Annotated in this window: 15 protein-coding genes; 6 read left to right on the plus strand and 9 right to left on the minus strand. The window is 63.6% G+C overall.

All coding sequences use genetic code 11. From position 1 onward, the window contains the following. Positions 1-7 precede the first annotated feature (7 nt). From accB to KW568_RS02810, 5 genes are all read right to left on the minus strand, one after another. Positions 8-469 carry an acetyl-CoA carboxylase biotin carboxyl carrier protein gene (accB, locus tag KW568_RS02790; RefSeq protein WP_003255332.1) on the minus strand — a complete coding sequence of 154 codons (462 nt, stop codon included), beginning with the start codon at positions 467-469 and terminating at the stop codon, positions 8-10. 100 nt (positions 470-569) lie between these two features. Then, positions 570-1,025 carry a type II 3-dehydroquinate dehydratase gene (gene aroQ / locus KW568_RS02795; RefSeq protein ID WP_003255330.1) on the minus strand — a complete coding sequence of 152 codons (456 nt, stop codon included), beginning with the start codon at positions 1,023-1,025 and terminating at the stop codon, positions 570-572. 179 nt (positions 1,026-1,204) lie between these two features. Continuing rightward, positions 1,205-2,977 carry a protein-disulfide reductase DsbD gene (locus KW568_RS02800; protein ID WP_004577008.1) on the minus strand — a complete coding sequence of 591 codons (1,773 nt, stop codon included), beginning with the start codon at positions 2,975-2,977 and terminating at the stop codon, positions 1,205-1,207. 189 nt (positions 2,978-3,166) lie between these two features. Further along, complete coding sequence (locus KW568_RS02805; RefSeq protein WP_004577007.1) at positions 3,167-5,128, minus strand: methyl-accepting chemotaxis protein; 1,962 nt, start codon at positions 5,126-5,128, stop codon at positions 3,167-3,169. Positions 5,129-5,273: 145 nt separating this feature from the next. Continuing rightward, on the minus strand, positions 5,274-6,629 hold the full coding sequence (locus tag KW568_RS02810; protein WP_003255323.1) for a diguanylate cyclase: 1,356 nt from the start codon (positions 6,627-6,629) through the stop codon (positions 5,274-5,276). Between the two features lie 248 nt (positions 6,630-6,877). On the opposite strand from KW568_RS02810, the gene KW568_RS02815 reads away from it, so the two are divergent. The 4 genes from KW568_RS02815 to speA all read left to right on the plus strand — a co-directional run bounded on the left by KW568_RS02815 (position 6,878) and on the right by speA (position 11,156). Further along, a complete protein-coding gene (locus tag KW568_RS02815; protein ID WP_003255321.1) occupies positions 6,878-7,945 on the plus strand; it encodes a DUF2333 family protein in 1,068 nt (355 codons plus the stop codon). 2 nt (positions 7,946-7,947) lie between these two features. Further along, complete coding sequence (locus KW568_RS02820; RefSeq protein ID WP_003255319.1) at positions 7,948-8,481, plus strand: NUDIX hydrolase; 534 nt, start codon at positions 7,948-7,950, stop codon at positions 8,479-8,481. A gap of 239 nt (positions 8,482-8,720) precedes the next feature. Continuing rightward, a complete protein-coding gene (locus tag KW568_RS02825) occupies positions 8,721-9,092 on the plus strand; it encodes a translation initiation factor Sui1 (protein ID WP_003255318.1) in 372 nt (123 codons plus the stop codon). Between the two features lie 150 nt (positions 9,093-9,242). Further along, positions 9,243-11,156, plus strand: coding sequence for an arginine decarboxylase (gene speA, locus KW568_RS02830; protein WP_003255317.1), 1,914 nt, complete (start codon positions 9,243-9,245; stop codon positions 11,154-11,156). Positions 11,157-11,191: 35 nt separating this feature from the next. Here the strand turns inward: speA and KW568_RS02835 are convergent, their stop codons facing one another. The 3 genes from KW568_RS02835 to KW568_RS02845 all read right to left on the minus strand — a co-directional run bounded on the left by KW568_RS02835 (position 11,192) and on the right by KW568_RS02845 (position 13,439). Next, a complete protein-coding gene (locus KW568_RS02835; protein WP_003255316.1) occupies positions 11,192-11,623 on the minus strand; it encodes a hypothetical protein in 432 nt (143 codons plus the stop codon). Beyond that, entirely contained in the window at positions 11,601-11,987 is a 387-nt protein-coding gene (locus tag KW568_RS02840) for a polymorphic toxin type 44 domain-containing protein (protein ID WP_172402827.1), read from the minus strand. Before KW568_RS02840 ends, KW568_RS02835 begins: the two co-directional genes overlap by 23 nt. A gap of 96 nt (positions 11,988-12,083) precedes the next feature. Continuing rightward, positions 12,084-13,439 carry an MATE family efflux transporter gene (locus KW568_RS02845; RefSeq protein WP_004577006.1) on the minus strand — a complete coding sequence of 452 codons (1,356 nt, stop codon included), beginning with the start codon at positions 13,437-13,439 and terminating at the stop codon, positions 12,084-12,086. Positions 13,440-13,718: 279 nt separating this feature from the next. Here KW568_RS02845 and KW568_RS02850 point away from each other — a divergent pair, with 279 nt between their 5' ends. Beyond that, on the plus strand, positions 13,719-18,620 hold the full coding sequence (locus tag KW568_RS02850) for an alpha-2-macroglobulin (protein WP_004577005.1): 4,902 nt from the start codon (positions 13,719-13,721) through the stop codon (positions 18,618-18,620). Between the two features lie 151 nt (positions 18,621-18,771). Here the strand turns inward: KW568_RS02850 and KW568_RS02855 are convergent, their stop codons facing one another. Beyond that, complete coding sequence (locus tag KW568_RS02855) at positions 18,772-19,065, minus strand: hypothetical protein (protein WP_004577004.1); 294 nt, start codon at positions 19,063-19,065, stop codon at positions 18,772-18,774. Between the two features lie 77 nt (positions 19,066-19,142). Here KW568_RS02855 and pbpC point away from each other — a divergent pair, with 77 nt between their 5' ends. After that, the gene (gene pbpC / locus KW568_RS02860) at positions 19,143-21,497 is read left to right on the plus strand and encodes a peptidoglycan glycosyltransferase PbpC (RefSeq protein WP_033726885.1); all 2,355 of its coding nucleotides are present in this window, start codon (positions 19,143-19,145) and stop codon (positions 21,495-21,497) included. The last annotated feature ends 78 nt before the right edge of the window (positions 21,498-21,575 follow it).

The raw sequence follows: 21,575 nt of genomic DNA on the forward strand, positions 1-21,575 counted from the left end.
CCGCGATTCAAACGATGGTGAACAGCGGCTGGTCGAACTCAACCGGCTGGCCGTCTTCTACCAGGATGGCGTCGATGACACCGCCAACATCGGCTTCGATGTGGTTCATCATCTTCATGGCTTCGACGATGCACAGAGTGTCGCCTTTCTTCACGGACTGGCCAACTTCAGCGAAGTTAGGCGAGGTCGGCGAAGGCTTGCGGTAGAAGGTACCTACCATTGGCGAACGGATCACGGTGCCTTTCAGGGCCGGGGCGGCAGCAGTGGCTTCGGCGGCTGGCGCAGCAGCGGCAACCGGCGCAGCGGCAGGGGCGGCGGCCATAGGCGCCGGTGCGTAGAACTGCTGGGCAGCTGGGGTCTTGCTGTGACGGCTGATACGGACCGACTCTTCGCCTTCCTTGATCTCCAGTTCGTCGATGCCAGACTCTTCCAGCAGCTCGATCAGTTTCTTGACTTTACGGATATCCATTAATCATCAACTCCCAAAGGTTCGGTCAGGGGGCGAAATACAAAAAAACGTATCTGAAACGTTTCTCTCGAACCCCGGCCCACTTAGGCCAGGGTTTTCATCATTTGGGCTGTGCGTTGGCAGCCAGTTGTTCCAGCGCGGACTCCAGGGCCAGGCGATAACCGCTGGCGCCCAGACCGCAGATCACCCCTACGGCAACATCGGAAAAGTAGGAGTGGTGACGGAACGGTTCGCGTTTGTGCACGTTGGACAGGTGCACTTCGATGAATGGGATGCTCACCGCAAGCAATGCGTCACGTAATGCGACGCTTGTGTGGGTGAAAGCAGCCGGATTGATCAGGATGAAGTCCACACCCTCGTTGCGTGCGGCGTGAATGCGGTCGATCAGTTCGTATTCGGCATTGCTCTGCAGGTACTGCAGATGGTGGCCTGCGGCGCGGGCGCGTTGCTCCAGGTCCTGGTTGATCTGAGCCAGGGTCACGGCGCCGTAGTGGCCTGGCTCGCGAGTACCGAGCAGGTTGAGGTTGGGGCCGTGGAGCACCAGTAGCGTTGCCATCTGCGGATTCCTTGGATTTGTAGGGCAATTCGACACAGCGCGGCGAGTGTGCCGTAAAGCAACGGCAAGTGTCCAGTTCCCGGCAATAGCCAGCACGATGTCCGAGGTTCGCGCGAAGTATGTGACCGAATAATTAAATCCGGTCACTCATTTCAGGATTTTTCCCGGCTCGCGGGAAGTTATAGACCGACTTTGCCGCGCACGCGCGTCAGAATCTGCGCAAATTCACCGGCATTTATCTCGCCAATCACCCGATCAGCGGTAATTTCGCTGCCGTTCGCAGCAAAAAACAGCAGGGCGGGGGGGCCGAACAGCTGGTAGCGGTCGAGCAGCGTGCGTTGCTCGGCATTACTGTCGGTGATGTCGAAACGCAGCAGTTTGAAGCCGGCCAGCTGTGTTTGCACCTGCGGTGCATTGAGCACCTCATGCTCGATCACCTTGCAGCTGATGCACCAGTCGGCGTACCAGTCCAGCAGCACTGGCTGGCCGGCGGCCTGGGCCTGCGCCAGGGCTGCGTCCAGAGCATCAGGTGTGGTGATGGTCTGCCAGGCATCGGCTTTTGCCGTCGGGAGGCTGCCGCTGGCGGCCAGTGACGCCCCCGGCAGTGGGCGCAGTGGGTCGCCCTGGCCAGTGAGTGCGCCGTACCAGCAAGCCAGCGCGTACACCAGCAAGGCCAGGCCGAGCAGTTGCGCCAGGCGCTGGGCCGCCGTCTTGACGACGAATTCCAGCGCGCCGAGGAACAGTGCCACACCCGCGGCGAGGAAACCGACCAGCAGCAAGGTCACAGGGCCTGGCAGTACACGGCTGAGCAAACCGATGGCCAGCCCCAGCAGCAGTACGCCAATGGCGTTTTTCACCGTGTTCATCCATGGGCCGCTTTTGGGCAGCCAGGCCGCGCCACCGGTGGCCACCAGCAGCAGTGGCGCACCCATGCCCAAACCCAGGGTGAACAGCTTGAGCGCGCCACCCAGGGCATCGCCGCTGGCGCTGATATAGAGCAAGGCACCGGCCAGGGGGGCCGAGACACATGGAGAAACCAGCAAGCTGGAGAGTACACCGAGCACTGCTGCACCCAGCAGCGAGCCGCCGCGGGTGTGGTTGGCGACGTTGTTCAGGCGGTTGCTCAGGGCCTGGGGCAGCCTCAGTTCGAAGAGGCCGAACATGGCCAGGGCGAACACCACGAAAAACAGCGCGAAAGGTACCAGCACCCAGGCCGACTGCAGGCGCGCCTGCAGGTTCAGGCTTGCGCCGAACAGGCCCATCAGTGCGCCGAGCACCGCGAAGCTGGCGGCCATTGGCAGCACGTAGGCCAGCGAAAGCGCCAGGCCGCGCACGCCACCAACCTGGCCGCGCAGCACCACACCGGAAAGGATCGGTAACATTGGCAGGACGCAGGGGGTGAAGGTCAGGCCGACCCCAGCGAGGAAGAACAGCAGCAGCGACTTCCAGTTCCAGCCGTGTTCGCGGGTGGCTGGCGTGTTTGCAACGCCCTCGCCATCGATACTCAGGCGTGCGGTTTCCGGCGGGTAGCACAGGCCCTTGTCGGCGCAACCCTGGTAGCCCACCAGCAGGGTGAAGGCGCGTGGGTCTTTGCGTGGCAACTCGATATCGAGCACGCCGTGGTACACCTCGACGTCGCCGAAGAATTCATCGTGCTTGGCCTCACCCTTGGGGATGTTCGGCGTGCCCAGGGTGATGTCGGCCGGTTCCGTGTGGAACTGGAAGCGGTGGCGGTAGAGGTAGTAGCCATCGGTGGCGACGAAGCGCAGCTTGATGGTTTGCGCATCGGCCTGGACCAGGTTGAGCTTGAAGGCCTCGTGTACCGGCAGAAAGTCGGCGTTGTTGGCCAGCGAAGCGGCGCCAAGGGTGGCGCTTGGGCGGTTGTCGAGCAGGCCTGCGGCGAAGGCAGGGCTGGCCAGCAGCAGGAACAGCATGAAAAACAGGCGACGCATGGCGGACTCGCGAGGTGGAACGTGCTCGGCATGATAACGGATGCGCAGGAATAATTGGCCCGAAACAAACGTAGGAGCGGGTTTACCCGCGAAGCGCCGCGCGGGCGGCGCTCGATCTCCCAGGCGCAGCACATGTCCCGTCAAACACCACCCAACTGCTACACCTGTCCTGGCGACCACCCCGCTGACTCAGACCCTGAACGCTCGCACGGCCCGGTTCAGCTCACCGCCCAGGCTCAGCAGCTGTTCGCCCTGTTCACGCCCCTCGCCAATGCGCTGCAGGTTGTCTTCACCCAACGCGTGAATCCGCTCGCTGTGGTCACGAATCTCGCTCACCGCGCCACTCTGCTGCGCCGTGACATCGGCAATCCGCACCGCCGTATCGGCAATCGTACGAATGGCACAGACAATCTCATCCAGTGCCCCATCCGCCGCCTGGGCTTGGTTGGCCGTGGCCTCGGCATGTTCCAGTTGCGCGCGCATCCCCGCCACCGAACTTCTGGCGGCCTGCTGCAAGCGGTCGATCAACGCCTGGATTTCGCCGGTAGCCCCCGTGGTGCGCTGGGCCAGCGAGCGTACCTCATCGGCGACCACGGCAAAGCCACGGCCCATCTCGCCGGCACGGGCCGCTTCGATCGCGGCATTCAGTGCCAGCAGGTTGGTCTGCTCGGCAATCGCGCGGATCACCGTCAGTACCCCGCCAATGGTGGCCGACTCCTCCGCCAATTGTTCGATCATGCGGGCGTTGCCTTGCACTTCATCGACCAGCTCACGCAAGCCCGACAGGCTTTGGCCGATTACCGCCTGGCCTTGTTCCACCGCACGCCCGGCATCGCGGCTGGCCTCGGCGGCTGCGCTGGCATCACCAGCCACTTGTTGAATGGTCGCTTCCAGCTCGCCCAAGGCATCGCGGATCTGCCCGGTATCGCCGGCCTGGCGCTCGGCGCCGCCGTGCAGCGCAGCGCTCATGCCGGCCAGGGCGTGGCTGCTGCCGGCCACCTGCTCGGCGTTATGGCGGATGGTGCCGACCAGCTCCACCAGGTACTGACGCAGGCGGTTGAGCGACTCCTGGATGTCGTGCAGTTCGCGGTTGGTCTTGCCCAGGGCGATGGCTTGGGCGAAGTCGCCCTCGGCCCAGCACGACAGGGCCGGGGCCAGTCCGGTCAGGGTACGGGCCAGGCGCCGTTGCAGCGTGTCGATCAGTAGGGCGATCAGCAGGATCAGGCCGATCATGAGGCCTTGGATAATGCGCACCTCGGCAGCGATTTTCGCATGCTGGCCGCGCACTTCGGGTTCCAGCGCGGCGATGGCCTGTTGTACGGCTTCCAGGTGCTGGCCGGTGGTGGTGGCCAGCGCGACGCGGCGCTCGATCTGTTCGCGGGTGCGTTGCAGTTCGGCCGGGTAGCGGTTGAGCAGGCTTTGCAATTCACGCTTCAGGCCTACGGCAATGTCTTCCTGCTGGGCACTGGCCCGGGATTCCAGGCCCATCATTGCAGCGAAGTCGTCGGCACCGGATTCGGCAGTGCGGGTTACGCCGAGCAGTGGCAGGCCGTCGACCGTTTGGGCCTGGGCGCGGATCAGTTGCAGCTCGCGCTCCACCTCGTCGGCCAGCTCCGGGCGGCCGCTGCTGACCAGCTTGTCGCGAGCCAATGACAGCCGCCCCAGGTGCAGGGTGGCGTCGAGCAAGGGCAGCAAGTAGCGATTGGCCTCGGCGTTGCCACTGTCGCGGGCATAGCTGGCCATCTGCTCGAAGTTCGCCCCCAGCTCCCGCTCGGCTTGCAGCAGCAGGGCTTGTGGGTCACCGGCCAGCTTACCGGCGGCCAGCAGTTCGTTGGCGGTGAAGGCCTGCAGGCTATCCAGGCTGGGGCGCAACTTCTCGGCCAGCTCTACGGGCCAATCCGTCAGTGCGGCCTGCAACTGCTGGGTCGCCTCCATGGCTGCGGCCTGACGCAGGGCATCGCCACTGCCCAGGTAGGCCTGGATATTGCGCGCCGTCTGGTTCTGGAACTGCTGAGACAGGCCCAGATAGCGCTCCATCAGCTGGTAGGGGCGCTCGAGGGCGCGCTGCGACCACCACAGGGTGGCGCCCAAGGCGATACACACGGTCACCAGCAACAGGGTGTTGAAATTGGTCAGCCACTTCAGGCGCATAGCCGCGAATTTCCTGCGCAGGTGAGAGGTAGGCGCCTGAAGTTATTGCGATTTTGTGACGGGGTGATGACGCCGGGGGCTTGGTGTCAAAAAAAAAAGTGGCACAGTGCCTCTATTGGTGTGGCTGGCACAGTGAGTGCGAATCTCAGGGCTCTACACGAACGACGCAATTACGCCCCGCATGCTTGGCCCGGTACAGCGCCTCGTCCGCTGCACTGGCCATGGTCAGTGCATCCAGCCCCTCGTCCAGTTGCACCACCCCTGCACTGAAGGTGCATTGCAAATCCCGCGGCTGCGCCGGGTAGAGAATTTCGGCAAAGCGCCGGCGAATTTCGTCCAGCACCTTGTGTGCGGCGTCCAGCGCGGTATTGGGCATGACGATGGCAAACTCTTCGCCACCGTAGCGGCCAATGAAGTCGGTCTTGCGCAAGCGCTGCTTGAGGAATAGGGCAAGGCTCTTGATCACTCGGTCGCCCATGGGGTGGCCGTGGCGGTCGTTGATCTTTTTGAAGTGGTCGATGTCGAGCATGGCAAAGCTCAACGGCTGCTGCTCACGGCGGGCGCGGAAGCTGCAGTCTTCCAGCAGCTGCAGGATATGGGTGTGGTTGTACAGCCCGGTCAGGCTGTCGCGGACCATGCGTGCCTTCAAATGGCGGGCGCGGGCGGCGCGGTTGCGCACGGTAGTGATCAGGTGGCGTGAGCGAAACGGCTTGGTCAAAAAGTCATCACCGCCTTCGCTCATGGCATCCAGTTGCTTGTCCAGGTCGTCCTCGGCAGACAGGTAGATGATCGGCACGCTCACATAACGGTCACTGTGGCGGATTACCTTGGCCAGCTCCGGGCCGGTGCAGGCCGGCATGTACAGGTCGAGGATGATCAGGTCAGGCTGGAAGTCGGCAAGCTCGGCCATCGTGCGGATCGGGTCGGTCAGGCTGCGGGTGAGCATGCCGGCGCCGGCCAGTACACGCTCGGTGTACAGGGCCTGGGTGCGCGAGTCGTCGATGATCAGCACGCGCAACGGGTCGTGCGGGGCGGTGTTGGTCAGCAGTTCGACCTTTTCCAGCAAGCTGGAAGCTTCCAGGCTGCCGGTGAGAAAGTCCTGACCACCGGCGCGTACTGCGGCAAGGCGGGTCGGGGTGTCGGCTTCGTGATGGCTGAAGAACAGCAACGGAATGGCGCGTGCCAGGCCCTGCTGCACTTGGGCGGCCAGCAGCAAGCCCAGGCCGGCGCCGGTGAAGTCGACATCCATGATGATGGCCGAAGGCGGGTACTCGCTGATCGAGGCGAGAAACGCCGCTGTGCTGGGCAACGCTTGCACCACCAGGCCAAAGAATTCCAGTTGCTGGGCCAGGCGCTGGGCACGCTCGTGGTCCTGCAGCAGGATGTACACCGGTTTGCGCACGGGCAGCAGCAGCGGGTCGAGCGGGTCGTCCTTGCGCAGGCCGTTACGCGTCAGCTGTTGGACGGGGCACTGCGGGCTCGGCTCGACTGCTTGGCTCATGTCCTGGCTACTTATAGGTTGGGATGTGCAGGGGCAATGATGGCTCTATGCTAGCAGCTCTTTTCACGTGCGTGAGTGCCCTGCGTCAACAAAGCGGGCAGAACGAATATTCAGTTGCTGACTGAATGGTCGCTTATGCGTACGGTGGTGTCTGCTTTATAGTGCAGCCATTCGGGCTTCCCGTGGCACGCTAGCGCAGGCCTGTGGTCAAAGCCCCTGAACCGTCGTGACTGATTAAGGACAAAGCCATGCTGGACTGGAAAAACCGCGAGGCCAAAGCCGAGCCCCGTGAGCGTGTCGACGGGCGCGGCGCTGCCGCCCGTAGCTACCTTGGCGGCCTTTGGAGCCGTGCCCTGGGGACCCTGATCGGGTTGTACCTGCTGGTGTGTATCGGCCTGGGCTGGTACTGGAGCCAGGAGCCTGCTCTGTTCCCGGTGCAGCAAAATGCCCAGGCCGCAGCCGAACGTACTGGCCAGCAGATGGTGGTGGGCTATACCACCGTCGAAACCCTCAAGACCGTGGCCGGTACCTTGCTGAACAAGCCGGGCGGCTACATTTCCAACGACCGCTTCCCGCCAGGGCTGTGGATGGACAACATGCCAAGCTGGGAATATGGCGTGCTGGTCCAGGTCCGTGACCTGTCCCGTGCCTTGCGTAAAGACTTCGCCCGTTCGCAGTCGCAGTCCACCGAAGACGCCGACCTGGCCAAGGCCGAGCCGCGCTTCAACTTCGACAACAAGAGCTGGATTCTGCCATCGAGCGAGTCGGAGTTCGAAGAGGGCATCAAGTCGCTGACCCGCTACCAGACCCGTCTGGCTGCCGGCGACAAGGGCGCTATCTTCTATACCCGCGCCGACAACCTGAACAACTGGCTGGGTGACGTGGCCACCCGCCTGGGCTCGCTGTCGCAGCGCCTGTCGGCCAGCGTTGGCCGGGTCAAGCTCAACACCACGCTGAAGACCGAGTCGGTCGTTGCCGGCCAGGCGCCGCAGGTGGATGAGGAGCTGGTGGAAACCCCATGGCTGCAGATCGACAACGTGTTCTATGAAGCCCGTGGCCAAGCCTGGGCGCTGTCGCACCTGCTGCGAGCCATCGAGGTGGACTTCGCCGACGTGCTGGCGAAGAAGAATGCCACCGTCAGCGTGCGTCAGATCATCCGTGAGCTGGAGGCCTCGCAAGAGCCGCTGTGGAGCCCGATGGTGCTCAACGGCAGTGGCTTCGGCATGTGGGCCAACCACTCGTTGGTCATGGCCAACTACATTTCCCGGGCCAACGCTGCGGTTATCGATCTGCGTCAGCTGCTGTCGCAGGGTTGATGATGGCTATCAGCCCAACCGAGGCCGCCCATCGGGCGGCTTCCGACCGCGAGCTGGTCACCTGGGTGGACGAAACCGACCAGGTACTGGGCGCCTTGCCCCGTGCCGAGCTGCGCGAGCGTGGCCTGATCGGTCGCTGCACGTTCATTCTGCTGTTCAACAGTGCCGGTGAATTGTGTGTACACCGGCGTACCCTGAGCAAGGCGCTGTACCCCGGGTATTGGGATGTGGCGGCGGGCGGCATGGTCACGGCTGGGGAAGCGTATGCCGAGTCGGCCGCGCGCGAGCTGGCCGAAGAGCTGGGCATCGAGGGCGCCGAGCTGCGCTTTCACGAGCGGTTCTACTTCGACCAGCCGGATAACCGCTTGTGGTGTGCGGTGTATTCGGCGGTGTCGGATGCGCCGTTGCGGTTGCAGCCGGAAGAGGTGATCGAGGCGCGCTTCATCGGTCTGGAACAGGCTGAGCAGGAAAGCCTGAGCAAGCCTTATTGCCCGGACTCGTTGGCGGCGTTGCAGCGCTATAAGGCCACTTTGTAGGCTCGGGTTTGCCCGCGAAATACCGGCCCAGACACCCGTTTCGCAGGGCAAGGGCTTTGCCCTTGTTCGCGGGTAAACCCGCTCCTACACAACCGGCGTATTTATCGTTACACTGCGCGCCCTTTTCGGGCTGCCGCAATTCTTGCAGCAGTAGCGCCGCCCCTGCCAGAGTGGGGCTTCGCGGTCGGCCTCAACCCCAAGGCACGACCAGTTTTTGTCCTCAGCACCGAGGAACAAAAGTGGCCAAGAAAGCTTCTTCTTTTTCCGCCCTTGGCGGTCTCGTGTACTCCACCGACGCCGGTCGGCACTGCCCCGACTGTGGCCAGCCGGTGGACGCCTGCACCTGCAAGCAGCAAATCATCCCCGAAGGCGACGGCATTGCCCGCGTGCGCCGCGAAAGCAAAGGCCGTGGCGGCAAGACCGTGACCACTGTCACCGGCGTGCCGCTGCCGCCCGACCAGCTCAAGGAGCTGGCGACCACGCTCAAGCGCCGCTGCGGTACCGGCGGCGCCCTGAAGGACGGGGTTATCGAGATCCAGGGCGACCATGTCGAGCTGTTGATCGGCGAGCTGACCAAACAGGGTTTCAAGGCGAAAAAGTCCGGCGGCTGAGGCCATCGCACGATTTTTTGCCCAGCGCTTTCTAAACTCGTTCCCGTGGTCAGAGTCTATGCCTGAGCACGGATGAATCGTCATTTTCAGCTTTTACACTCGCCCCGCTGCCTGCGGGCAGTGTCTTCGACTTATTTATAGGGGACTTGAATGTCCGTACGACGCACACGCAAAGACGATGGTAGCCAATGGACCGTGGCTGACAGCCGCAGTGTTTATGGCATCCGCCATTGGGGCGCTGGCTATTTCGCGATCAATGAAGCCGGGCGCGTCGAAGTACGCCCCAACGGCCCTCAAAGTGCTCCGATCGACCTGTTCGAACAGGTCGACGAACTGCGCCAGAGCGGCTTGTCGCTGCCCTTGCTGGTGCGCTTCCCTGACATTCTGCAGGACCGTGTGCGCCAGCTGACCGGTGCCTTCGACGCCAACATCGCGCGCCTGGAATACCAGAGCCAGTACACCGCGCTGTACCCGATCAAGGTCAACCAGCAGGAAGCGGTGGTGGAAAACATCATCGCCACGCAAAACGTTTCCATCGGCCTGGAAGCCGGCTCCAAACCTGAGTTGCTGGCAGTGCTGGCGCTGGCGCCGAAGGGCGGCACCATCGTCTGCAATGGCTACAAGGACCGTGAGTTCATTCGCCTGGCGCTGATGGGTCAGAAGCTTGGCCACAATGTGTTCATCGTCATCGAGAAAGAGTCGGAAGTGGCCCTGGTGATCGAAGAGGCTGCCGAGCTCAAGGTGAAACCACAGGTTGGCCTGCGCGTTCGCCTGTCGTCGCTGGCCTCGAGCAAGTGGGCCGACACCGGTGGCGAGAAGTCCAAGTTCGGTTTGTCCGCCGCCCAGTTGCTTTCGGTGGTGCAGCGCTTCCGCGATGCGGGCCTGGATCAGGGCATCCGCCTGCTGCACTTCCACATGGGTTCGCAGATCGCCAACCTGGCTGACTACCAGCACGGTTTCAAGGAAGCCATCCGTTATTACGGCGAACTGCGTGCGCTGGGCCTGCCGGTCGACCACATCGACGTGGGTGGCGGCCTGGGTGTGGACTACGACGGCACTCACTCGCGCAATGCCAGCTCGATCAACTACGACATGGACGACTACGCCGGCGTGGTGGTGGGCATGCTCAAGGAGTTCTGCGACGCACAGGGCCTGCCGCACCCGCACATCTTCTCGGAGAGTGGCCGTTCGCTGACCGCGCACCACGCCATGCTGGTGATCCAGGTGACCGACGTCGAGAAACACAATGACGACGTACCGACCATCGAGAACAAGGAAGCCCTGCCCGAGACCGTGCAGTGGCTGGTCGACCTGCTTGGCCCGACCGACATCGAGATGGTCACCGAGACCTACTGGCGCGCCACCCACTACATGGGTGATGTGGCCGCGCAGTACGCTGATGGCAAGATCAGCCTGGGCGAGAAAGCTTTGGCCGAGCAGTGCTATTTCGCCGTGTGCCGCCGTCTGCACAACTCGCTGAAAGCCCGCCAGCGCTCGCACCGCCAGGTGTTGGACGAGCTGAACGACAAGCTGGCCGACAAGTACATCTGCAACTTCTCGGTGTTCCAGAGCCTGCCAGACACCTGGGCCATCGGCCAGGTCCTGCCGATCATCCCGCTGCACCGCCTGGACGAAGAGCCGATGCGGCGTGCGGTATTGCAGGACCTGACTTGCGATTCCGACGGCAAGATCAACCAGTACGTTGACGAGCAGAGTATCGAAACCAGCATGCCGGTGCATGCGGTGAAGGAAGGCGAAGATTACCTGCTGGGCGTGTTCCTGGTGGGTGCCTACCAGGAAATCCTGGGTGACATGCACAACCTGTTCGGTGACACCGACTCGGTGAACATCTACCAGAATGCCGACGGCAGCGTGTACCACGCCGGTATCGAAACCCACGACACCATCGAAGACATGCTGCGCTACGTGCACCTGTCGCCGGAAGAGTTGATGACGCATTACCGCGACAAGGTCGCCAGCGCCAAGATCACTGCGCGTGAGCGGACCCAGTATCTGGATGCCTTGCGCCTGGGGTTGACCCGGTCTTCGTACCTGTCCTCCTGAAATGCAAAGGGGCCGTTGCGCGGCCCCTTTGACTATCACTCTCGGTGAGCCGTCGCGGTGAGTTCGATTGTAATGGGCAATACTGCGCCACCCTCTTCGAGAAGAGTGGTACTCGAATAGCTGTAGACCTGCTCCTCAGTCCGCGCCGTTATTTTCAGGCCCTCCACGTGCAGCACGGCGCCCGATTGGCGAGTGACCAGGAAAGGCGTCAGCCTTTCAAGGCCCTTCAAGACCCGATCATCGTGCTGTTGTTTTTCAGCCACAAAGTACAAGTAGGTCAGCGGCACTGTCGCCCCACCAGCATCGCTGAGCACCTCATAAATGGCACTCTGCTTGCCAATTGGAGTTTCAGAAACAATCTTGGTCAACACAGGCCTTGCATCTCTGGAGAAGATCCATAGGGTTTGACCGAGGATAAGCAGAAGCAGGCAAGCAATCAGCCATCTAATACCCGTATGATTTGGCATATTCGATCCCTTTTTTGATCCATTCCTGATCCTCGGGGTCGTCGCCATAAGGGGAGCTGCCCCACCATGATCCAAATGCTGAATTACTGGTCCCCGCGCGGCTCTGTGCCCATCCCGCCCCCCTCAACAGGAATTCCTCCGAAAGGCCAGCAGCAGTTCCAGTTGCACCATAATTGAAATTACCTAAAGCCTCATATTGCCTTCCCTGTTGCTTGTAATCCCACTCGCCTCGATTACGAACCTTCGAATAGAACCACGACACTAGAAAAGCACTGCCGCCATTTTTAAAGTAGTTACGCTCTTTGCTTGCAGCGTGCATGTTGCTAAGTACTGAGACACCTGATGGCGCGGGTGGAGGGTACATGATGGCTCCTTGCTCATAGGCCGTTGGTGTGAGCCCCCTCCATGGGTTCTGCCTTTATCGGCCTGAGGCTTGGAAGCAGTCAATCGAGCATATTTTTCATATTGTGTTTCCGGGCCCTGTGACCCACTTGCCCTCCAGTTTCAGTTTCCATCCAACCCACCCCAACGTCACCGCCCGCAACCCCATGAACCCAAGAAACGCCATCCACAACCCATGGTTGCCCAACCCGCTCATGGCCAGTGCCACCGGCAGCGCAATCAACACCGAAACCAGCATTGCATTACGCATTTCCCGCGCCCGGGTCGCGCCGATGAACAAGCCATCCAGCAAGTAACTCCACACCGCGATCAACGGCAGCAACGCCAGGTAGGGCAAATACGGATAAGCCGCCGCCCGCACACTGTCGATATCAGTCTGTAAGTCGATGAACAGGTGCCCACCCAGCAGGAACAGCCCGGCAAACCCCACGCTGGTGATCAGTGACCAACCACAAGCGACCACCAGCGAGCGGCGCAAAGTGTCGCGGTCACGGGCACCAATGGCATGGCCGCACAAGGCCTCCACCGCATGGGCCAGCCCATCCAGCGCATAGGCCGTCAGTAGCAGGCCATTGAGCAACAGGGCGTTGGCCGCCACGGTCGCTTCACCCAGACGCGCGCCCTGCACGGTGATCAGCAGGAACACCAGTTGCAGTGCCAGGCTACGCAGGAAGATGTCGCGGTTCACCGCCAGCAGTGGCCTCCAGGCCTGCCAGCGCTTGAGCGCTGCCCACACGATCTGCCCCGGGTAAGCCCGCAGGGCCGGGCGGGTCAGGGCCAAACCGAGCAGGGCGGCACTCCATTCGGCAATTACCGACGCCCGCGCCGAGCCCAGTACACCCCAGTCCAGGCCCAGCACGAACCACAGGTTCAAGGCGATGTTCAGCAGGTTGGTGGTCAGCAGGATGGCCAGTGGCGCCCTGGCGTTCTGGGTGCCGAGGAACCAGCCGACCAGCGCGTAACTGGCCAGCGCCGCAGGCAGGCCAAGCAGGCGGGTATGGAAGAAGTCTTCGGTGGATTGCTGCAGGGCTGCGCTGGGTTGCATCGCATGGAGTGCCAGCTGGCTGAAGGGCAGGGCCAGCAGGCCGATCAACAGGGCGAAGCCGACCGCCAGCAGCAGCCCTTGCACCAGTACCTGGCGTAGCGCTGCACCGTCGCCACGGCCGGCGGCCTGGGCAGCGAAGCCGGTGGACCCCATGCGCAGGAAGCCCATCAGGCCGACCATGAAGGTGAACAAGGTGGCGCCCACGGCCACGGCGCCCAGTTGGTGGGCGTGCGGGAGATGACCGATGACCGTGCTGTCGACCAGCGCCACCAGCGGTACCGAGATGTTGGACAGGATCATCGGCGCGGCCAGCGCCCAGACCTTGCGGTGGGTGGGGCGGTGGCGCCAGTCGGCAGCGAGTTGGGGCATGTGCATTCCATGAGATTTTGGGGCCGCTGTGTGCCCCTTCGCGAGCTTGCTCGCTCCCACAGGAAAGTGTTGCTCTTGCGGCCGGCGCCAAACCTGTGGGAGCGGGCAAGCCCGCGAAGGGACGCCATGCGGCCCCTTTAACGAATGGCCACAGTGTAACGACCAGGCAACCATTTAGCGCGACCATGGTCTGACCTGGCGCGCAACGCCGGGTGCTGCACCTGACGTTGCGCTATAGTTGCTGCCCTCACGTACACGCTGCCCAAGAGTTCCTATCTCATGTTCAACAAAGGATTGTTGCTGGCCTGCGCGCTGGCGTTGCTCAGTGCCTGTGACTCTTCCACGCCGGGCAAACCGGCGCCGGTCGAGAAAACCGTGGCGCCCGCGCCCGCCGAAACCCCCGCCCCCAAGCGTGAGGACCCGGCCGTGCTCGCCAAGCGCTACGAGGGCCGCGAACTCACGGTGCTGGACGTATCGGAAGTGCAGCTCGATGGCGCGGCAACGCTGTCGATCAGCTTCTCAGCACCGCTGGATGCCAAGCAGGACTTCGCTACCAAGGTGCACCTGGTCGACACCGTCAAGGGTAAGCTAGATGGCGCCTGGGAACTCTCCGACAACCAGATGGAGCTGCGCCTGCGCCACCTGGAGCCGCAGCGCAAGCTGGTGCTGACCGTCGACAAGGGGCTGCTGGCAGTCAACGGCAAGCAGCTGGACAGCGAGTCGATCACCCGCCTGGAAACCCGCGACATGCAGCCGACCATCGGCTTTGCCAGCCGCGGCTCGCTGCTGCCTACCCGCCTGGCCGAAGGCCTGCCGGTGATTGCCCTGAACGTCGACAAAGTGGATGTCGAGTTCTTCCGCGTCAAGCCAGACATGCTCTCGACCTTCCTGGCCAACTGGGGACGCAACAGCAGCCTGTACTACTACCAGTCCAAGGAAACCCTGGACATGGCCGAGCTGGTCTACAGCGGCCGCTTCGATCTAAACCCGGCGCGCAACACGCGCGAGACCGTGTTGCTGCCGATTGCCGGCATCAAACCGTTGCAGGCGCCAGGGGTGTACCTGGCAGTGATGCGCGCCTCGGGTACCTACGATTATTCTCAGCCGGCAACCCTGTTCACCCTCAGCGACATCGGCGTGTCGGCCCACCGCTACCGCGACCGTATCGACGTGTTTGCGCAAGCCCTGGAAGGCGGCAAGGCGCTGAGCGGCGTCAACCTGGAAATCCATGACGAAAAGGGCAAGCTGCTGGCCCAGGCCACCACCGATGGCAAGGGGCATGCCCAGCTGCCGATCACGCCAAAGGCCGATACCCTGATTGCCACCCAGGGCGTGCATACCACGCTGCTGCGCCTGAACACCGCAGCCCTGGACCTGGCCGAATTCGACATCACCGGGCCTCAGGCCAACCCGCTGCAGTTCTTCATCTTCGGCCCGCGTGACCTGTACCGCCCGGGTGAGACGGTGCTGCTCAACGGCCTGCTGCGCGACCAGGACGGCAAGCCGGTCAAAGCCCAGCCGGTGAGCGTGGAAGTGCGTCGCCCGGATGAACAGGTGAGCCGCAAGTTCGTCTGGGAAGCCGACAGCAATGGCTTGTACCAATACCAGTTGCAACTGGCCACCGAGGCCCCGACTGGCCGTTGGCAACTGCTGCTCGACCTGGGTGGCGGGCGCAAGCAGGTCTATGAATTCCTCGTTGAAGACTTCCTGCCCGAGCGCCTGGCGCTGGAGCTCAAGGGCAGCAGCACACCGCTTTCGCCGGATGAAGATGCGCGTATCCAGGTCAATGGCCGTTACCTCTATGGTGCGCCGGCCGCCGGCAACCGCCTGAGCGGTCAGGCCTATGTACGCCCGCTGCGCGAGGCAGTACCGGCGTTGCCTGGCTACCAGTTCGGCTCGGTCACCGAAACCGATCTGAACCAGGACCTGGAACTGGACGAAGTCACCCTTGACCAGGCCGGCAAGGCGGTGGTCGATATCGAAAGCCGTTGGGCCGAAGCCCGCTCTCCGCTGCAACTGACCGTGCAGGCCAGCCTGCAGGAGTCGGGTGGCCGGCCGATCACCCGGCGCCTGGAGCAGCCTATCTGGCCGGCTGAGCGCCTGCCGGGCCTGCGAGGCCTGTTCGAAGGTGAGGAGACCGATAGCGACGGGCCCGTGGAATTCGAATTCCTGGTGGCCGACCGCGACGGTAACAAACTGGCGGCCGACGCGCTTAAGGTGCGCCTTGTTCGCGAACGCCGCGATTACTACTGGAATTACTCGCAAAGCGACGGCTGGAGCTACGCCTACAACGAGAAGTTCCTGACCCAGAACGAAGAGACGATCAGCGTCAAGGCAGGTTCCACCGCCAAACTCAGCTTCCAGGTTGAGTGGGGCCCGTACCGCGTCGAGGTCGAAGACCCGCAAACCGGTCTGGTGTCCAGTGAGCGCTTCTGGGCCGGCTACCGTGCCCAGGACAACGCTGAGGGCGGCGCGGTGCGGCCGGACCAGGTCAAGCTGGCGCTGGACAAACCCTCCTACACCGATGGCGCTACTGCCAAGGTCACCGTCACCCCGCCCGCTGCGGGTAGCGGCTACCTGATGATCGAGTCCAGCGATGGCCCGCTGTGGTGGCAGGAGATCGATGTGCCCGCCGAGGGCAAGACCTTTGACGTGCAACTGGACAAGGCCTGGGCCCGTCACGACCTGTACATCAGCGCGCTGGTTATCCGCCCTGGTGAGCGCAAGGCCAATGCCACGCCCAAGCGCGCCGTGGGCGTGCTGCACCTGCCGCTGGACCGCGCCGAGCGCAAGCTTGCGCTGAGCCTGCAGGCGCCGGAAAAAATGCGCCCGAAACAGCCTTTGACAGTGAAGGTAAAGGCCGCCAACGCCGATGGCAGTGTGCCCAAGCAGGTGCATGTGTTGTTGTCGGCGGTGGACGTGGGCATCCTCAACATCACCGATTTCAAAACCCCCGACCCGTTCGCCAGCCTGTTCGGGCGCAAGGCCTATGGTGCCGATCAACTGGACATCTACGGCCAGTTGATAGAGGCCGGCCAAGGCCGCCTGGCCAGCCTGGCGTTCGGTGGTGACGCAGCGATGGCCAAGGGGGGCAAGCGACCCAACACTACGGTAACCATCGTCGCCCAGCAGAGCCTGCCGGTGACGCTGGACGACAAGGGTGAGGGCCAGGCCACGGTTGACATCCCCGACTTCAACGGTGAACTGCGGCTGATGGCGCAGGCCTGGACCGAAGAGCACTTCGGCATGGCCGAAGGCAAGACCGTGGTCGCCGCGCCGTTGATTGCCGAGCTTTCGGCCCCGCGCTTCCTGGCCGGTGGCGACCGTACCAGCCTGGCACTGGACCTGGCCAACCTGTCCGGCCGCGCCCAGCAACTGAGCGTCGAAATCACCACGGATGGGCAACTGAGCCTGGCGGCCAATGCCGTGCAGAGCGTTAACCTGGCCGAAGGGCAGCGCTCGACGCTGATGATTCCGGTGCAGGCCCAGGGGGGGCTGGGGCAGGGCAAGGTGCATGTCCGGGTGACGGGCCTGCAACTGCCGAACGAGCCGGTCAATGCGTTCGAACGTGAGTGGACGCTGGGCGTGCGCCCGGCCTACCCGGCAATGCTCAAGCACTACCGTGTGGCCTTGAAGGACCAGCCGTGGACTCTGCCCGAAGCAGACCTGGCCGCCTTCGAACCCGCAGGCCTGGAAGCCAGCCTGGCCTTGTCGAGCCGGCCGCCGCTGAACCTTGCCGAGCAGATTCGCGCGCTGCAAGCCTACCCCTACGGCTGCCTCGAACAGACCACCAGCGGCCTGTACCCTTCGCTGTACGCCGATGCCGACAGCCTCAAGCGCCTTGGCATCAAGGGCGAGCCGGCGGATGTGCGCAAACGCAAGATCGAAATGGGCATCGAGCACCTGCTGGGGATGCAGCGCTACAACGGCAGCTTTGGCCTGTGGAGTTCGGACAGCGAGGAAGAGTACTGGCTGACCGCCTATGTGACTGACTTCCTGCTGCGTGCCCGTGACCAAGGGTATGGCGTACCCGCCGAGGCATTGAAGAAGGCCAGTGAGCGCCTGCTGCGTTACCTGCAGGAACGCAACCTGATCGAAGTGGACTACAGCGAAAATGCCGACCACACGCGCTTTGCGGTGCAGGCCTACGCGGCGCTGGTGCTGTCGCGCAGCCAGCAGGCGCCGTTGGGTGCCCTGCGCGGGCTGTTCGAACGTCGCGCTGATGCCCGCTCCGGTCTGCCGCTGGTACAACTGGCAGTGGCGCTGGACAAAATGGGCGACAAACCGCGTGCCGAGCAAGCCTTGCAGGCGGGCCTGGGCATCAGCCGTGGCAAAGGCTGGCTGGCCGATTATGGCAGCGCCCTGCGTGACCAGGCACTGATCCTGGCGCTGCTGCAGGAAAGCAACCTGGCCAGCAGCCAGGTCGATCAGCGCCTGTTCGCCTTGTCGGATGAACTGGCGGCCAACCGTTGGCTGTCGACCCAAGAGCGCAATGCACTGTTCCTCGCTGGCCGTGGCCTGCTGGGCAAGCCGGAAGGCCAGTGGCAGGCACGCCTGGACAGCGCGGGTGAAGTACGCGCGTTGAACAATGCCGAGGCCGGTATGAAGCTGGAAGGCCCGTTACTGGCCTCGCCTCTGAGCGTGCAGAATGAAGGCAACGAGACGCTGTACCAGCAACTGACCTTGTCCGGCTACCCACGACAGGCACCTGCTGCTGGCGGCAACGGCCTGCAGATTCACAGAGAGTACCTGGGCATGAATGGCCAGCCGCTGGACCTGCACAACCTGCGCAGTGGCGACCTTGTGCTGGTGCACCTGGCGCTCAAAGCTGAGGACCGCGTGCCGGATGCGTTGGTGGTGGACCTGCTGCCGGCCGGCCTGGAGCTGGAAAACCAGAACCTGGCTCAAAGCGCCGCCAGCCTGGACAACGCCAGCAGTGCAGTGAAGGCGTGGCGCGAGTCGATGCAGAATGCCAGCGTGGTGCATCAGGAGTACCGTGATGACCGTTATGTTGCCGCGCTCAAGCTTGACGGCTATGGCACCACCCACCTGCTGTACCTGGCGCGAGCAGTGACCCCGGGCACCTACCGCGTGCCGCCGCCGCAGGTCGAGTCGATGTATCGGCCGAACCTGCAGGCCGTGGGCGATGGGCAAGGGGAGATGACGGTGAAGGCCCGCTAGAGGCCCGCTCTACGCGGACAATGTGGGAGCGGCCTTGCGTCGCGATAGGGCCGCAAAGCGGCCCCGACAATTCAAACGGCGAAGCTGAAAGCCTGGGGCTGCTGTGCAGCCCTGTCGCGACGCAAGGCCGCTCCCACAAAGACCGCGCAGATCAGTGGATCACCCAGCTCATCACCCACAGCCCCAGCACCAGCCAGATGATTCCGAGGATGATCGAGGCGCGCATGAATGCGCGGATTGCCGAGTACAGCAGCATCAGGCCGATGATCAGGGCCAGGATGCTCAGCAGCGAAGTGTCCATGCCCAAGGTGCGCGACAGGCCATCGATGAAGTTGCCACCGGCATTGGCCAGCAGGTTGAACAACCCGCTCAATGCGTCGACGATGAAGCGGATCAACGACCCCAGTGCCTGGCCCAGCCACTCGAAAAAACCTTCTACATGCATAGTTGCTTCCTGATGAAAAAATCGGCGAGGTTGTCGTCCCAAAGCCTTTGGCCATTACCTGGCCAGGTCGGTTCCCGATGCCAAGCTTAGCGCGACCACGGTGCCGTGCGGGCAGGTTGTTGCGTGCCACGCTGATCAGTCTGCTGGTGCTCGGCAGCCTGTTCTGGCTGGCTGATCGTATCTGGCCGCTGCCGCTGCCGGGTGATGACCTGGCCCGGGTAGTGCTGGCCGAAGACGGCACACCCTTGTGGCGCTTTGCCGATGCTGATGGCGTGTGGCGCTACCCCGTGAGCCCTGAAGAGGTTTCGCCGCTTTACCTGCAGGCTTTGCTGACTTATGAGGACCGTTGGTTCTACAACCACCCAGGGGTCAACCCGCTGGCATTGGGCCGCGCGGCCTGGCTGAACCTGCGCGGCGGGCGTGTTGTGTCGGGCGGCAGCACATTGTCGATGCAGGTGGCACGCCTGCTCGACCCGCACGACCGTACCTTGGTCGGCAAACTGCGCCAGCTATGGCGCACCTTGCAGCTGGAATGGCACTTGTCCAAGCGCGACATCCTGCAGATCTACCTGAACCGCGCACCTTTCGGCGGCACGCTTCAGGGCGTGGCGGCAGCCAGCTGGGCGTACCTGGGCAAGTCGCCCCTGCACCTGACACCTGCCGAAGCGGCACTGCTGGCCGTGCTGCCCCAGGCACCCAGCCGGCTGCGCCCGCACCGCCACCCCGAGCGTGCCCAGCGTGCCCGGGACAAGGTGCTGCAGCGCCTGGCGGAATACCAGGTATGGCCGGCCCAGCAAATTCGCGAGGCGGCCGAGGAGCCGCTGGTGTTGGCGCCACGCCAGGAGCCGGCCCTGGCGCCATTGTTGGCCCGGCGCCTGAACAGCGCTGACAGCCCGCCTCTGATCCGTACCACGCTTGACGCTGCGCTTCAGCGGCGCCTCGAAGACTTGCTGCTGGGCTGGCGCGCACGGCTGCCGGAGCGTACCTCGGCCGCCATTCTGGTGGTCGAAGCGCAGAGCATGGCGGTGCGCGCGTACCTGGGCTCGATAGATTTGTCTGATGAGCGCCGCTTTGGCCATGTCGACATGGTGCGCTCGCTACGTTCGCCCGGCTCCACCCTCAAGCCGTTTCTTTACGGCATGGCGCTGGACGATGGCCTGATCCATTCCGAATCGCTGTTGCAGGATGTTCCACGACGCTATGGCGACTATCGCCCTGGCAACTTCTCCATGGGGTTCAGCGGGCCGGTGTCGGCCAGCTCGGCGCTGGCCCTGTCGCTCAACCTGCCCGCCGTGCAATTGCTGGAGGCCTACGGCCCGAAACGCTTTGCCGCACAACTGCGCATGGCGGGCATGCCGTTGATACTGCCACCCCTTGCCGAGCCCAACCTGTCGTTGATCCTGGGCGGTGCCGGCAGCCGGCTGGAGGACCTGGTCGGCGGCTACGCGGCGCTGGCGCGGGGTGGCAACAGTGCGCAGGTGCGCTTGCAGCCACAGGCCCCCTTGGTGGAGCACCGGTTGCTGTCACCGGGGGCGGCGTGGATCATCCGGCGTATCCTCAGTGGCCAGGCGCGCCCGGACCGCGACCCGCACGCCGAACTGGTGCAGCGCCCGCTACTGGCCTGGAAAACCGGCACCAGCTACGGCTTTCGCGATGCCTGGTCGATTGGCGTGGGGCCGCGTTACCTGATCGGCGTATGGATTGGCCGCCCCGACGGTACACCGGTGCCTGGGCAGTTCGGCCTGGCGTCGGCGGCGCCGCTGATGTTGCAGGTGCACGATCTGTTGAGCAATCGCGACAGCCAACGCGGCATCAGCGTCCCGGTAGCGCCGGTACCTGCGAATATCGGCGTTGCGGCGATCTGTTGGCCGCTGGGCCAGCCGATGAGCAAGCAGGACACCAACTGTCGGCGTCAGCGCTTTGCATGGACCCTGGACGGCACCACGCCACCCACCTTACAGGCAGCCGACCAGCCGCTGGGCCTGGGCTTGCGCGAAAAAGTGTGGGTCAACGAGCAGGGCTTGCGGGTGGATGGTAGCTGCCCGGGCGCCAAGGCGCGTGACATCGCCCTGTGGCCGGCGCCGCTGGAGCCTTGGCTCCCCCGTGTCGAGCGGCGCATGGCACGTTTGCCGGCCATCGACCCGGCCTGCCCGCCGCAGGCGCCGGCCAGTGCACCACCGCTGTCGATTGTCGGCGTGCGCCCAGGCGACAATCTGCGCCGCCCGGCCACCAGCACTGAGCCGTTGCAATTGCAGGTCTCTGCCTTGGGGGGTGGTGGACGGCGCTGGTGGTTCCTCAACGGCCAGCCGTTGGGTGAAACCCAGGGGCAGGACAGCCTGTTGCTGCGTTTGCCACAGGTGGGGCAGGCCGAACTCAGCGCGCTGGACGAAAGCGGTCAGACGGCGCGGGTGGCGTTCCAGGTCAGTGAGTAGGTGTTCGACGACAGCCGGGCCAGCACCTACGCTTGCAAGTGACGGGTGTGACCGGCTGGCGCCCCGCAACCCATGGGA

The sequence above is a fragment of the Pseudomonas sp. HD6515 genome (assembly GCF_024971855.1).
In the GTDB taxonomy this organism is placed as follows: Bacteria; Pseudomonadota; Gammaproteobacteria; order Pseudomonadales; family Pseudomonadaceae; genus Aquipseudomonas; species Aquipseudomonas alloputida.